11 protein-coding genes and 1 pseudogene are annotated in these 14,593 nt (G+C 66.8%); 6 read left to right on the top strand and 6 right to left on the bottom strand.

The window, feature by feature from the left end; all coding sequences use genetic code 11:
- Positions 1-299 precede the first annotated feature (299 nt).
- The 3 genes and pseudogenes from CSEG_RS23580 to CSEG_RS16610 all read left to right on the top strand — a co-directional run.
- Positions 300-1,070 (top strand): annotated as a pseudogene (locus CSEG_RS23580) (glycoside hydrolase family 2 protein); the annotation flags it as partial.
- A 113-nt stretch (positions 1,071-1,183) separates the two neighbouring features.
- Positions 1,184-1,810 carry a glycoside hydrolase family 2 TIM barrel-domain containing protein gene (locus tag CSEG_RS23585; protein ID WP_279625229.1) on the top strand — a complete coding sequence of 209 codons (627 nt, stop codon included), beginning with the start codon at positions 1,184-1,186 and terminating at the stop codon, positions 1,808-1,810.
- 193 nt (positions 1,811-2,003) lie between these two features.
- Positions 2,004-3,314, top strand: coding sequence for an MFS transporter (locus CSEG_RS16610; protein ID WP_013080390.1), 1,311 nt, complete (start codon positions 2,004-2,006; stop codon positions 3,312-3,314).
- Between the two features lie 176 nt (positions 3,315-3,490).
- Here CSEG_RS16610 and CSEG_RS16615 read toward each other — a convergent pair whose 3' ends face one another.
- The 5 genes from CSEG_RS16615 to CSEG_RS16635 all read right to left on the bottom strand — a co-directional run bounded on the left by CSEG_RS16615 (position 3,491) and on the right by CSEG_RS16635 (position 8,270).
- The gene (locus CSEG_RS16615) at positions 3,491-4,378 is read right to left on the bottom strand and encodes a TauD/TfdA dioxygenase family protein (protein ID WP_013080391.1); all 888 of its coding nucleotides are present in this window, start codon (positions 4,376-4,378) and stop codon (positions 3,491-3,493) included.
- Positions 4,379-4,455: 77 nt separating this feature from the next.
- Positions 4,456-6,084 (bottom strand): glycoside hydrolase family 43 protein, encoded by a 1,629-nt coding sequence (locus tag CSEG_RS16620; protein WP_041538348.1) that lies wholly within the window; start codon positions 6,082-6,084, stop codon positions 4,456-4,458.
- Positions 6,081-7,316, bottom strand: coding sequence for an MFS transporter (locus CSEG_RS16625; RefSeq protein ID WP_085954011.1), 1,236 nt, complete (start codon positions 7,314-7,316; stop codon positions 6,081-6,083). Before CSEG_RS16625 ends, CSEG_RS16620 begins: the two co-directional genes overlap by 4 nt.
- 167 nt (positions 7,317-7,483) lie before the next feature.
- Complete coding sequence (locus tag CSEG_RS16630) at positions 7,484-7,981, bottom strand: low affinity iron permease family protein (RefSeq protein WP_013080394.1); 498 nt, start codon at positions 7,979-7,981, stop codon at positions 7,484-7,486.
- Positions 7,982-8,012: 31 nt separating this feature from the next.
- A complete protein-coding gene (locus tag CSEG_RS16635; RefSeq protein ID WP_013080395.1) occupies positions 8,013-8,270 on the bottom strand; it encodes a hypothetical protein in 258 nt (85 codons plus the stop codon).
- A gap of 362 nt (positions 8,271-8,632) precedes the next feature.
- Between CSEG_RS16635 and CSEG_RS16640 the strand changes: the two genes are divergently transcribed.
- A complete protein-coding gene (locus tag CSEG_RS16640) occupies positions 8,633-9,022 on the top strand; it encodes a VOC family protein (RefSeq protein WP_013080396.1) in 390 nt (129 codons plus the stop codon).
- Between the two features lie 78 nt (positions 9,023-9,100).
- Here the strand turns inward: CSEG_RS16640 and manD are convergent, their stop codons facing one another.
- Positions 9,101-10,312: a D-mannonate dehydratase ManD gene (gene manD / locus CSEG_RS16645; protein ID WP_013080397.1), complete on the bottom strand. Its 1,212-nt coding sequence runs from the start codon at positions 10,310-10,312 to the stop codon at positions 9,101-9,103.
- A 155-nt stretch (positions 10,313-10,467) separates the two neighbouring features.
- Between manD and CSEG_RS16650 the strand changes: the two genes are divergently transcribed.
- Together CSEG_RS16650 and CSEG_RS16655 are read left to right on the top strand one after the other, a co-directional pair.
- On the top strand, positions 10,468-11,229 hold the full coding sequence (locus tag CSEG_RS16650) for a FadR/GntR family transcriptional regulator (RefSeq protein ID WP_013080398.1): 762 nt from the start codon (positions 10,468-10,470) through the stop codon (positions 11,227-11,229).
- A 211-nt stretch (positions 11,230-11,440) separates the two neighbouring features.
- The gene (locus CSEG_RS16655) at positions 11,441-14,194 is read left to right on the top strand and encodes a M14 family metallopeptidase (RefSeq protein ID WP_013080399.1); all 2,754 of its coding nucleotides are present in this window, start codon (positions 11,441-11,443) and stop codon (positions 14,192-14,194) included.
- Positions 14,195-14,593 lie beyond the last annotated feature (399 nt).

The following is a 14,593-nucleotide window of genomic DNA, read 5'->3' on the forward strand; positions in this document are numbered from 1 at the left end:
CGACGCCCTTGGCGGCCTTTGCGTCTTCGCCGACCCTGACTCGCGCGGACCTCCGCGATGGCGTGGACCTCTCGGGAACCTGGCGCTACTCGGTCGATCCCTATCGCGACGGTCTGGCCGGCTTCCATCGCGGCGCGCCGGGCCCAGGCCACCGCCGCTACGACGACGTCGATGTCGACGCCCTGACGCGGACCAAGCCGACCGCGCTCTATGAATACGACATGGACAGGAGCTCGACGGCGACCCTGCCCCAGGGCTGGATCGGCCACGACCCGACCCTGCGCCACTACCAGGGCCTGATGTGGTACCAGCGCCGCTTCGACGCGCCGGCGCTCAAGCCTGGCCAGCGCGCCTTCCTGCGCTTCGAGGCGGTCAACTACACCGCCAAGGTCTACCTGAACGGCAAGCCCGTCGGCGAACACGAAGGCGGCTTCACGCCGTTCTCGATGGAGGTCACCGACGCCCTTCGCGCCAGCAACAACCAGGTGACCGTGGGCGTCGACTCCACGCCCCAGGCCGATGGCGTGCCGCCGCCGGTCACCGACTGGGAGAACTATGGCGGCGTCACCCGTCCGATGCGCCTGGTCATCACGCCCGGCACATTCATCGACGACGCCTGGGTGCGCCTGTCCAAGGACGGCAAGATCGCCGCGACGGTGAAGCTGGACGGCGCGCAAGCCGCGAACCAGGAGGTCCACGTCCGCGTCGCCGAACTGGGCCTCGACATCGCCGGCAGGACCGACGCGCAAGGCGTGCTGAACGTCTCGGCGCCCGCGCCCAAGCGTCTCGCCCGCTGGTCGCCAGAAAGCCCCAAGCTGTACGATGTCGTCGTCCAGGCCGGCGACGACCGGATGACCGACCGCGTCGGCTTCCGCACCATCGAGACCAAGGGCTCGGAGATCCTGCTGAACGGCAAGCCGATCTTCCTGCGCGGCATCTCGATCCACGAGGAGGAGCTGGGCGACACCCCCGCCCGCACGATCACCGAGGCCGGAGCTCGCGCCCTGCTCAGCGAGGTGAAGGAGGGCCTGCACGGCAACTTCGTGCGACTGGCCCACTATCCCCACAGCGAGATCACCACGCGCCTGGCCGACGAAATGGGCCTGCTGGTCTGGAGCGAGATCCCGGTCTACTGGCTGGTCGACTTCGCCAATCCCCGCACCCTCTCCCTGGCGCGCGGCACATGCTGGCCGACAACATCCGCCGCGACCGCAACCGCGCCTCGATCATCCTATGGAGCGTCGCCAACGAGACGCCGATCACCGAAGCCCGGAACAGCTTCCTCTACCAGCTGGTCGACGACGTCCGCGCCCTCGACGACAGCCGGCTGGTCACGGCGGCCCTGCTGACCGACCGCAAGACCGTCGACGGCCGCCCGCTGATGGGCCTCAATGATCCCCTGGCCGACAAGCTCGATGTGCTGTCCGCCAACACCTACAACGGCTGGTACAGCGACGACGCGCTCGACACCCTGCCCGACATGGCCTGGAAGGCCACGGACAAGCCGCTGGTGTTCTCGGAGTTCGGCGCCGACGCCCTGGCCGGCTTCAGCGACCCGGTGCTGATGCGCAAGTTCTCCGAGGACTTCCAGAAGCGCTACTACGAGAAGACCCTGGCCATGGCCCGCAAGATCCCGACTTTGCGCGGCATGTCGCCCTGGATCCTCAAGGACTTCCGCAGCCCCCGGCGCCAGCACCCGGTCTACCAGCAGGGCTGGAACCGCAAGGGCCTGATCTCGCCGACGGGGCGCCGCAAGCCGGCGTTCTTCGTGCTGCGCGGCTTCTATGACGAGAAGGCGGCGAGCCAGTGAGGCCGCGCCGTATCCGACCAAAGTCGGATAGATCGCTCCAGGCCTTTGGGATAGCGCTAGCGCATGTCAGCGTTATCCCGACCGTCGGCGCTCGCCCAACGACACGATCAGGCGGGGACGGCATGACGACGCGGCCCAACGCGAGAGCGGCGGCCTTAAGGCCCGCTCTCCTCCTCATCCCGGTGACCATCGCATGAGCCTGGAAGTCTCCACCGTCCGCCGGGTCACCGCGCGGCTGATGCCGCTGTTCTGCGTGATGTACCTGATCGCGTACATCGATCGGCAGAACGTCTCCTACGCCAAGCTGGAGATGGTCCAGGCCCTGGGCCTCAGCGAGGCCGCCTACGGCCTCGGCGCCAGCCTGTTCTTCATCGGCTACTTCCTGTTCGAGGCGCCCTCGAACCTGATCCTGGCCAAGGTCGGCGCGCGGGTCTGGTTCGCCCGGATCATGTTCACCTGGGGCCTCGTGACCCTGGCCCTCGGCTTCACCCAGAACGCGACGATGTTCTACATCCTGCGCTTCCTGCTGGGGGTGACCGAGGCTGGCTTCTTCCCGGGGGTGCTGTACGTCCTGACCCTGTGGTTCCCGCACGCCCACCGCGCCCGCATGGTGGGCCTGTTCATGATCGCCTCGGCCCTGGCCAACGCCGTCGGCGCGATGATCGGCGGCGCCTTGCTTGATCTGCATGGCCTGATGGGTCTGGCGGGCTGGCAGTGGGTGTTCCTGGCCACCGGGGCCCCCGCCATCCTGATGACGCCCTACGTGCTCTGGAAGCTGCCCAACGGGCCGGACAAGGCCCCCTGGCTGGCGCCCGAGCAGAAGGCCTGGCTGGCCAAGACGCTCGCCGACGAGGACGTGGGCCAGGACACCAGCCACGCCGGGGCCTGGAAGGCCATGCTGGACCCGCGCGTGCTGCTGCTGGCGGGCCTCTATATCGGCATGCCGCTGGGGGCCTATGGCCTCAGCTACTGGCTGCCCACGATCGTCAAGGCCTTCGGCGTCTCCAACACCGTCAACGGCCTGATCAACATCATCCCCTGGATCCTGGTGGCCGCCGCGCTGTGGTGGGTGCCCCAGCACGCCGCCAAGCGCGGCTTCACCGTGTGGCACGTGGCCGGCCCGCCGCTGCTGGCCGCCGTCGCCCTGGTGGCCAGCGTCGTCGTGCCAGGAACCTGGGCCAAGTTCGCCCTGCTCTGCATCGCCGCCCCGGCCATCTTCGCCGGCCAACCGGGCTTCTGGAGCCTGCCGCCCAGCTTCCTGCGCGGCCCGCGCGCCGCCGCCGGCATCGCGGCGATCAACGCGGTCGGCAACCTCGGCGGCTTCATCGCTCAGAACGTGGTGCCGATCATCCGCGACTCAACCGGCAGCAATCTGGCCCCGATGTTGTTCCTCGCCGCCTGCCTGACGCTGACCGGCGGCCTCGTCTTCGTGGCCTTCCGCGTATTGGGGACGGGAGTCAGGCCCGTACAACCTCCGGAAATGCCTAAATCCCAGGCAAAATAAGGGTTCCGCGCCCGATTGTCGCAGTCGCGCAACCACAAGGAGCGTTGCCATTCCGGCAGGATTCGTTAATTGATCTTGCACTCGGCGCACCCCACCGCGCCGACACCTTTTTGTTTCGGCCGGCCGGCTCGTCTTCTGGACGTGTCGGCCGGTTTTTTTCTTTCCCGTCAAAAATCTCAGAAGGGCTTGTCGCCCTTGATCGTCACGCGCTCGACGACGCGCTCCTGGGGCCAATAGTCCAGCACCGCGTAATGCTGGGTCGCCCGGTTATCCCAGAAGACGATGGCGTTAGGGGTCCAGCGGAAGCGGACCTGGTATTCGGGGGCCTTCACCCGGTCGAGCAGCTCGTTCAGCAGCGCCTTGGCCTCGTCCTCCGGCAGGCCCAGGATGCGGGTCGTGAAGACCTTGTTGACGAACAGGTGCTTCTCGCCGGTTTCCGGATGGGTGCGGACCACCGGATGGACCATCGGAGGATAGGCGGCGCGCAGCTCCTGGCGCTTGGCCTCGTCGACCCGATAGCCATAGCTCTGGATGATGTCGTGCTCGGCCGTCAGGTCGGCGATCTGGTCTTTCAGCTTCGGCGGCAGGTCGCGGTAGATCGCGGCCGTATCGGCGAACAGGGTGTCCCCGCCCAGCGGCGGCATCTGGCGCATGCGCAGCACCCCGCCCATGGACGGCGCTTCGCGGAAGGTGACGTCGGTGTGCCACTTGTTGGCGGCGCGGACGATCGGGACGATGTCCTCGCGCAGCTTCATGCCGTCGGCCGCCTCAATGTGCAGGATCTCCGGAAAGCCCGGCACGTGCGACGTCACCGGATGCCCCTCGAGGTCCCCGAAGTAGCGACCAAAGCGGACGTGGTCCTCGTAGCTGATGTCCTGGTCGCGGAAGAACACGACCTTGTAGCGCAGCAGCGCCGCCCGGATCGCGGCGACGATCTCAGGCTTCAGGGGCGCGCGGAGGTCGATGCCGGAGATCTCCGCGCCAAGGACCGTCCCCGCGGGGGTCACGGTCAGTCCGGCGTAGAGGGCGGCGTCCTGTTCGGAAATGGAGACGGGGGCGTTCATGGCGTTCTCCCAAGGCCGTCTTCGGCGGCGCATGGGAGAACACTACGAGTGAACGACGTTCACTCAATTCACAAATTCTAGGGTCGGTATTCCCGTTCCTCGTAGTCGAACCAGTCGAAGTCCGCCGCCGCGCCCTGCCCCGACATGTCCTGGCAGGCCATGCCGACGAAGGCGCCGGTGAAGTTCGGCGCGCCCGGCGCGGTGGCCTCGTCCGACAGGATCGAAGCGTCGAACACCTCGGGCAACCAGGTCCACGCGCCGCCACCCTGGCGGAAGGCGAAGCGCAGGCGCTCGAAATCGACCTCGACACGCAGCTCGACCGGGCCTGAGGCCAGCGGGAGGGGCGTGGTGAAGCTGTCGGCCTGAGGGCTGTCGGGCGTGCAGGTCATGACCCGCAGATGCTTGCCGATGTCCTCGTCGTGCGTGACGTGCAGATAGTGCAGCTTCGAGCCGTTGTAGTAGCAGATCAGGCCCGCCGCCTGCTGGAAGTGCTCGGGCTCGAACGCGACCACGGTGGCGGCCGAGTAGCAGTGCGCCTGCTGGCGGCGAGCGACCAGCGCCTGGCGGAACAGGCTGCCGAGCGTCTCCCGGCCATAGAGGCGCAGCGAACCCGGCTTGGCGGTCAGGCTGAAGATCTCCTCCGGATAGGGCGTCCGCAGCCACTGGAAGTCGATCAGCAGGCTCGCCGCGTCGAAGTCCTCGCGGACGGGCGCGGCCGGCCAGGCATGCTCGGGCAGGTTCGGCGCGGGCGTCTCCAGCGTCGGGTCGCCGGAGCCGTCCAGGGTGCGCGGCCAGCCGTCCTCGCCCCAGACGACCTTCTGGATCGCGGTCTCGCGGCCCAGGGTGCAACGGCCGCGGTTCGGGATCGGTCGGCCGACCAGATAGACCGCGTAGGTCTCGCCCTCGGCGGTCTCGACGAGGTCGGCGTGGCCGGCGCGCTGCAGCGGCGCATGCGGACGATCCCGCGCGGTCACCAGATAGGTGTCCGGGTGCAGCTCATAGGGGCCGTCGATCGTGCGCGAACGGGCCATGGTCACCGCGTGGCCCCAGCCCGTGCCGCCCTCGGCCGTGATCAGGTAATACCAGCCGTCGCGCTTGTAGAGGTGGGGCGCCTCGGTCAGGCCGATCGGCGTCCCCTCGAAGATCACCTTGCGCTGGCCGACCAGGCGGCTTTCGGCGGGTGAGAACTCCTGCAGCACGATGCCAGCGAAGCGGTTCTTGCCCGGGCGGTGATCCCACAGCTGGTTGACCAGCCACTTGCGGCCGTCGTCGTCATGAAACAGCGAGGGGTCGAAGCCGGAGCTGTTCAGATAGACCGGCTCGGACCATTCGCCGTCGATCGTCTCGCAGGTGACCAGGTAATTGTGGAAGTCCCGCAGAGACGCGCCCGAGGCGCCGCCCACGGTCGTGCGGCCATAGCGCTTGACGTCGGTGTAGATCAGCCAGAACCGGCCGTCGGCGTAGGACAGGCATGGCGCCCAGACCCCGCACCCATCCGGGTCGCCCAGCATGTTCACCTGGCTGGCGCGCTGCAGCGGCCGGCTCAGCAGACGCCAGTTCTTCAGGTCGCGCGAGTGGTGGATCTGTACGCCCGGGAACCACTCGAAGGTCGAGACGGCGATGTAGTAGTCGTCCCCCACCCGCACGATCGACGGATCGGGGTTGAAGCCGCGCAGAATGGGGTTGCGGATCACGGGTACGCTCACGGATTGGGAATCTGGCTGACCGGCTCGGCCTTGGGCTCGATGCGGTCGCGGATAAAGGTCCACAGGATGATGGCGCCGAGAATGTCGAGCACGCCCAGGGCGACGAAGAACGGATCATAGCCGATCGTGGCGACCAGTCCGCCGATCAGAAGCGAGAACAGCAGGACGCCCAGGTTGCCCATCATGCCGGCGAGGCCTGCGACCGTGGCGACCTCGTCGCGGCGGAAGAGGTCCGAGGCCATGGTGATCACCGTCACCGACAGCGTCTGGTGCGCGAATCCGCCCAGGCACAGCAGGGCGATGGCCGCGTAGGGGCTCTCGACGCGACCGACGAAGATCATGCCGGTCATCATCGCCGCGCCCAGGGTCACCGCCCAGCGGCGGGCGTTGATCAGCGACACGCCTCGCGACTGCAGGAAGCCGGCGACCGTCGGGCCAAACAGGCAGCCGAGGTCGGCGGCGACGAACGGCAGCCAGGCGAACATGGCGATCTGCTTCAGGTCGAAGCCGCGCGTCTGGGACAGATAGAGCGGCACCCAGAACGACAGCGTCCCCCAGGTCGGATCGGCCAGGAAGCGCGGCAGGGCGATGCCCCAGAACTTGCGCTGCTTGAGGATGGAGATCACCGACGGCTTGGCGCCGGCCGCCGCCAGGTGCGTTTCCTGGCCCGCGGCGATCCGCTCGCGCTCGGCTTGGGTCATCGACGGGTGCTGATCGGGTGAGCGGTAGAAGAACAGCCAGAGCGCCAGCCAGACCAGGCCCAGCGCGCCGGTCATGACGAAGGCCGCGCGCCAGTTCCAGGTCAGCACCGCCCAGACCACCAGCGGCGGCGCCAGCATCGAGCCGACCGACGCGCCGATGTTGAACACCCCGCCCGCGAATCCGCGCTCCTTGGCCGGGAACCAGGTGGCCACCGTCTTCATGCCGGCCGGCTGGGCCGAGCCTTCGGCAAAACCCAGGAGGCCCCGCAGGACCGCGAAACCTTGCCAGTTCGACGCCAGGCCATGAGCCATGGCCGCCATCGACCAGGCCGCGGCGAAGACCGCGAAGCCGGTGCGCAGGCCCAGGGTGTCGAGCACATAGCCGCAGACCGGCTGCAGCATGATCCCCAGCTGGAAGGCGCCGGTGATCCAGGAATACTCCGTCACCGTAATGCCGAGGTCCTTCAACACCGTCGGCGCGGCCACGCCCATGGTCGAGCGCGTCAGGTAGTTGATGATCGCGCCCAGCATGACCAGGCCGATGATCCACCAGCGCAGGGCCCGAAGTTTCGGAAAGGACAGCTTGGGCAAGGCGGCGTTTCCCCATGGGGCGCGTTCGACGGGCCCGTTCTTTTGGTACCGCTACCGTCTAAGACACCCCGCGTCCAGCCTATCTAGGTCGTATGCCGCTCGCCCGGTTATTCGCTGGCGCGGCCGGCCTTTAGCGCCTTGGCGCGGCTCGCGGCGCGGGCTTTGGCCGACGGCGCCCGCGCGCCCTGGCGGCTTTTGGACTTGGCCATGCGCGCGTCTTTCTCCGCCGCGGCCTGCCGCAAGGCGCGCATCGAACGATCCGCCCGCGCCTTGCACCGGGCGTGCATCACCTCGAGCTCTTTGTCGGTGAGCTTCTCGATCCCGATGAATTCGTTCTCCGCGTCGGTCGTCGCGCGGATCAACTCGTCGAGCTTGGTCTGAAGCGCGACGCCATCGCGGTTCTGGGTGTTCTGGATCAGGAAAACCATCAGGAAGGTGACGATGGTGGTGCCGGTGTTGATCACCAACTGCCAGGTCTCTGAAAAGCCAAAGAGCGGGCCACTGACGGCCCAGAGCAACACCACCGCCACGCAGACCAGAAAAGCGGGCGGGCTGCCGGTGATCCGGGCGGTGACGTTGGCGAACTTGGCGAACAGCTTGTCCAAGGAAGACCTCCTGATGGTCTTCCGCTAACGCTTAGGCCGAGGCGGAGGCTCCCTGCACGCCCGTCATGCCCGTGCGCGCCTCTTCACTGACGCTACCGACCTCGCCGACGAAGCGATCCTTGCCGTCCGCGGTCGAGGCGGGCTCCCAGACAAAGACACCGACGCAGTCATGGTCCGCCGCGATCTCCGCGGCCAGCGCCATCGCTTCGGCGTCGTTCTTGGCGGCCTCGGCGATAAAGGTCAGCGAAACGCCGTTCGCCCGGCGCGGATAGAAAAGATAAGCAGGCATCAATAGCTCCAGCCGTTCGAGCGGGAGCGGAGGCTTTGGACCTCGTCTCTCAGCCACCAGCGCTCGAAGAGATCGTTCTGGCGATAAGTCAAACCTATCAGCTCCACCGGCATTTCGCGAGTTAATAATTCCACTTACACGGGAATTATAAGTCGTAAACCCGACATTGCAATAATTCAGCCGCTATAGTTTCAATGATTACATGACTTTTTGGCCACTCATCGATCGAAGGCGTTCGTCCAGCCACGGAGTATTTAACGCTTAAGCTTTCGGTCCCTTGCTCAGTGAAAGCGTGATTTTCCGCTGGCCCCGCCCGGCGCCCTCCGCCAACTTCAAGGTGAAGCTCATCGGGGAGATTTTTGATGATCGGGTACACGTTAGTCGGCAGCAACGACCTGGACAAAGCCAAGGGCTTCTACGACGCGCTGTTCGGCGAGATCGGCGTCAAACGCCTGATGGAGTTCCCGACCGGCGGCTGCGCCTGGGGCTCGGATTGGAGCAAGCCGATGTTCGGCGTCGGCAGGCCCTATGACGGCCAGGCCGCCACGTTCGGCAACGGCACGATGATCGCGCTCGTGCTCGATGAACGCGCCAAGGTCGACGCCCTGCACAAAAAGGCCGTGGCGCTGGGCGGAGCGTGCGAGGGTGAGCCGGGCGTGCGTGGCGAGGACGGCCCGCAAGCCTTCTACGCGGCCTATTTCCGGGACCTGGACGGCAACAAGCTGTGCGCGTTCCGCGTGGGCCCAGCCTAGAGCCCTTCTTGCATCGCCAAAACAAAGACGGCCGCTGGAGAGCTCTCCAGCGGCCGTATTCGTCTAGGCGCTAAAGGCCTACCAGTTGAACATCGTGCCGTCCTGCAGGCGGTTCACCGGCAGGTAGGCGCGCTTGTACTCGTACTTGGCCGCCAGCTCTTCGTCGATGTCGACGCCCAGGCCCGGCTTGTCGCCCGGATGCAGCATGCCGTCGTTGAAGGTGTAGGCGTGCGGGAAGACGGCGTCCGTCTCCGGCGTATGGCGCATGTATTCCTGCAGGCCGAAGTTCGGGATCGACATGTCGAAGTGCAGCGCCGCGGCCATGGTCACCGGCGACAGGTCCGTGGCGCCGTGGCAGCCCGTCTTGACGTGGTGCAGGTCGGCGAAGGCGGCGATCTTCTTCAGGTTGGTGATGCCGCCAGCGTGCAGCACCGTGGCGCGCAGGTAGTCGATCAACTGCTCTTCGATCAGTTGCTTGGCGTCCCAGACGTGGGCGAAGATCTCGCCGACGGCCAGCGGCGTCGTCGTGTGCTGGCGGATCAGGCGGAAGCCGCTCTGATTCTCGGCGGGGACCGAGTCCTCCATCCAGAACAGGCGATACGGCTCGAGGTCCTTGCCCAGGCGCGCGGCTTCGATCGGGGTCAGGCGGTGGTGGACGTCGTGCAGCAGGTGGACGTCCCAGCCCAGCACCTCACGCGCCTTCTCGAACAGCTTCGGCACATGCTTCAGATAGGCGGCGGTCGACCAGACGTTCTCGGTCGGCAGGTTCCCGTCGGCCGGCTCGTAGAACATCTTGTCGCCGGAGACGCCGTAGGTGCTGGCCAGGCCCGGAACGCCCGTCTGGAGACGGATGGCCTTGTAGCCCATGGCCTTGTACTTCACGGCCTCGGCGATGGTGTCTTCGATGGTTTCGCCGTTGGCGTGGCCATAAACCGTGACGCCCGTGCGGCAGGCGCCGCCCAGGAGCTGGTAGACCGGCAGGCCCGCGACCTTGCCCTTGATGTCCCACAGCGCCATGTCGACGGCGGCCAGGGCGGTCATGGCCACCGGGCCGCCACGCCAGTACGAGCCGCGATAGAAGAACTGCCAGATGTCTTCGATCTGGTGGGCGTCGCGGCCGATCAGGCTGGGGACCATGTGGTCCTGAAGGAAGCTGACCACCGACAGCTCGCGGCCGTTCAGCGTGGCGTCGCCGACCCCGGTGATCCCGTCCTCGGTGGTGATCTTCAGGGTGACAAAGTTGCGGCCGGGGCAGGTGACGATGACCTTGGCGTCGATAATCTTCAGCATGGACCTAGTCGTTGAGCGTGAGAGAGAATTGGCCTGACCAGTTTTAGCGACTTATCAGACGAGATGCTAGGCCCGTCGACGAAGGTCGGGTAGCGCGGGCCTTCTCCTTGCAATAGTCTGCAACGTCCGGCGTGTATGGACGGGATTGAAGAGACATGACCACTTCGACGACGGAAACCCGCAAGCTCTACCAACAGGTGGCCAGCGCGATCGCCGAGTCGATTCGTGAGGGCGTCCACAAGCCTGGCCAGCGGCTTCCATCCGAGCGCGACCTGGCGGAGGACTACAAGGTCAGCCGGCCCACCGTGCGCGAAGCCATGATCGCGCTCGAGATCCAGGGCCTCGTCGAGGCCCGGCACGGCTCGGGCGTCTACGTCACCGACGCGCCGCGAGCCCAGGGCTCGGCGCCCGAACTGGACATCGGCGCCTTCGAACTCACCGAAGCCCGCCGGCTGATCGAAGGCGAGGTCGCCGCCCTGGCGGCCGCGACGATCACCGACGAGGAACTGGTCGAGCTGGCGACGATCATGGACGACATGGTCGTGGAGAACGACAAGGACGTGCGCGGCGAAGGCGCCGATCGCCGCTTCCACGTGACGATCGCCCGCGCCAGCCGCAACAGCGCGCTCGTGAGCGTCGTCGAGACCTTGTGGGACCAGCGCTACAAGTCGCCGCTGTGCCGGGCGATGCTGGAACGCGCGCGTCAGGTCGGCGTGCGCCCGCGGATCGACGACCACCAGGAGATCCTGCTGGCCCTGAAGGCGCGCGATCCGGCCGCCGCGCGTAACGCCATGCGCGAGCACCTGGGCCGGGTCATCGACAACCTGCTGACCGCCACCGAGATCGACGCCCTGGAACGGGCGCGCAGCGAAGTCGCCGCCCGCCGCGTGGAACTCGCTCGTCGCTCGGCGATCTGAAGCTTCTCCTCATCAAGTCTCGCGTACGGGCCGATGGTATGGCTCGATGAGAGGAAGGGTCGTCCGCGAGGGCGGCCCTTTTTTCATGCGCCGTCGCCTACGAAAAAATGGGCTGCCCAGCCGGTTGCTCCGCGTGCGGAAATCCGATCCAGCTTCGTCATGAGATGGAGAGCGACCTCGGATGTGAGGTGCGCGGGTTAGGGGTGATGCGATGACGCGTAGCGGAGCGATGGCCGGTGCGGCCCTCGGCGTGATTCTGGCTTTCGGGGCTCTGGGCGGCGCGATCGCCGCGGACATCACCCCGCCCGACAAGGCCTTCGCCCAGCCGATCGGCAGCGACTACTTCCTGGCCGACTACACCGCTTACGAGGCCTATCTGAAGACCCTGGCCGGCCAGTCGGACCGGATGAAGCTGGTCGACATCGGCAAGACCGAGGAAGGGCGCACCCAGTGGATGGCGGTCGTCTCCTCGCCCGCCAACCTGGCCAAGCTGGATCGCCTGAAGGAGATCTCGCGCAAGCTGGCCAAGGCCGAAGGCGTCTCCAAGGAAGAGGCCGAAAAACTCGCGGCGGAGGGCAAGGCGGTCGTCTGGATCGACGCGGGCCTGCACGCCACCGAAACCATCACCTCGCAGGGCCAGATCCAGGTGCTCCACCGGATGCTGACGGCGAAGGATCCCGAGACCCTGCGCCTGCTGGACGACTGCGTGATCCTGTTCGCGCACGACAATCCCGACGGCATGGAGCTGGTCAGCGACTGGTACATGCGCAACCAGGATCCGAAGACGCGCGAGTTCAACTCCCTGCCGCGCCTGTACCAGAAGTACGTCGGCCACGATAACAACCGCGACAGCTTCATGTCGGCCATGGCCGAGACCACCAACGTGAACAAGCAGCTGTTCCGCGAGTGGTATCCGCAGATCATCTTCAACCAGCACCAGACCGGCCCCAACGGCATGGTGGTGTTCGTTCCGCCGTTCCGCGACCCGTTCAACTTCAACTACGACCCGCTGGTCATGACCCAGCTGCAGGAAGTCGGCATGGCCATGCACAGCCGGCTGGTCGCCGAGGACAAGCCGGGTTCGGGCGCCCGCAGCGCCGCGCCCTACTCCACCTGGCACAACGGCATGGTGCGGTCGGTCTCCTACTTCCACAACGCCATCGGCCTTCTGACCGAGATCATCGGCGGACCGACCCCGACGACGGTCAATCTGGTTCCCGACCTGCAACTGCCCAACAACGACCGCCCGGCCCCGATCGCCCCGCGCGTCTGGCGCCTGCAGGACTCGCTGGACTACCAGATGACCATGAACCTGGCGGTCATCGACTACGCCGCCCGCAATCGCGAGCGCCTGCTCTTCAACATCTGGAAGATGGGCGACAACAGCATCAAGCGCGGCTCGAGCGACAGCTGGACCATCACCCCCACCCGCGTCGAGACCCTGGCCGCCGCCGGCAAGGGCAAGCCCGGCCCCTACGGCGCGGCGATCGATCCCAGCCTCTACAAGACGGTGTTGCAGACGCCGGAAGCCCGCGACCCACGCGGCTATGTGATCCCAGCCGACCAGGCCGACATGCCCACGGTCGTGGCCTTCCTCAACGCGCTGATCAAGACCGGCGTCGACGTCGACAAGGCCGACAAGGCCTTCACAATCGCGGGCAAGACCTATCCCGCCGGCTCCTACGTCGTGCGCACGGCCCAGGCCTATCGCCCGCACGTGCTCGACATGTTCGAGCCGCAGGATCACCCGCACGACCTGGAGTATCCGGGCGGTCCCCCCAAGGCGCCCTACGATGTCACCGGCTACACCCTGGCCTACCAGATGGGGATCAAGTTCGACCGCATCCTCGACGGCTTCGAGGCCCCGACCTCGCGCGTGCCCGACGTGATCAAGGTGGCGCCGGGCGCGGTGAAGGGCTCGGGAAGCGCCGGCTGGCTGATCAGCCACGAGACCAACGCCAGCTTCACCCTGACCAACCGCCTGCTGAAGGCCGGCGCCAAGGTCCAGTGGGTCAAGGACGGCGCCAAGGCCGGGTCGACCGACTTCGGCCCCGGCGCGATCTGGGTCCCCGCCTCGCCCGCCGCCAAGGCGGTGATCGAGAAGGGCGTGAAGGACCTGGGCATTGACGCCTACGCGGTCGGCGGCAAGCCGTCCGGCGCCACGATCGCCCTCAAGCCCATTCGCATCGGCCTCGTCGACGTCTATGGCGGCTCGATGCCGTCCGGCTGGAACCGCTGGATGTTCGAGCAGTTCGAGGCGCCGTTCCAGGTCGTCTATCCCCAGCGGCTGGACGCCGGGAACATCAAGAAGGACTTCGACGTCCTGGTCTTCCCCGATGGCGTCGTGCCGGCGCCGCAAGGCGGGCCCTTCCGAGCCGGCCGCGCGGGCGCGCAGCCCAAGCCCGAGGAGATTCCGGCGGAATATCGCGCCTGGCTTGGCCGCATCACCGACGAGAAGACGCTGCCGAAGATCGCCGAGTTCGTGAAGGGCGGCGGCTCGGTCGTGGCCATCGGCGCCTCGACGCGGCTGGCCACGGCCTTGGGCGCGCCGGTCGAGATCGCCAACGCCAAGATCGAGAACGGCCAGCTCAAGGCCCTCTCCAACCGCGAGCTCTACATCCCCGGTTCGGTCCTGCGGGCCAAGGTCGATCCCAAGCAGCCGCTGGCCTACGGCGCCGGCGAGCAGGTGGACGTGTTCTTCGACCGCAGCCCGACCTTCACGATCAAGAGCGACGCCAAGGGGATCTCGCGGGTGTCGTGGTTCGACACCGACAAGCCGCTGCGCAGCGGCTGGGCCGTCGGTCAGGAGAAGCTGAAGGACTCCACGACGATGCTCGACATCGACCTGGGCAAGGGCAAGATCTTCGCCTTCGGGCCCGAGATCACCCAGCGCGCCCAGTCGTGGGGCACGTTCAAGTTCCTGTTCAACGGGCTGCTGTACGGGCCGGCGGTGAGCGGAAACTAGGCTTCGATGCAGACCTCCCTTCCCCCTCGATGGGGGAAGGGTCGGGATGGGGGTGACCTGCTGAGGTTGGCCCTGGCGCGGCCTCCACCGCCGCATCACCCCCACCCTACCCTCCCCCATCGAAGGGGAGGGGCTTAGTTCGGTCTTCGACCCGTTGGGTACGGTTGGAAAATCCTCCCCCGCTGGGGGAGGAGGCCGAAGGCCGGAGGGGGAAGTCCTGCCGAGCCGGCTTCTTCCCCCTCCGTCGGCTTCGCCGACACCTCCCCCGTTGGGGGGAGGATTTGGTCCGCCTCCCACCCCGAACAGCCCTACGGGATGTCTGCTTTTGGCGCTCGCGCGTAGCGCCCCGTCCCAAAAACAAGATCGGCGCCGGATGCTATTCCGGCGCCGATTTAGCTT

The organism is Caulobacter segnis ATCC 21756 (assembly GCF_000092285.1).
In the GTDB taxonomy this organism is placed as follows: Bacteria; Pseudomonadota; Alphaproteobacteria; order Caulobacterales; family Caulobacteraceae; genus Caulobacter; species Caulobacter segnis.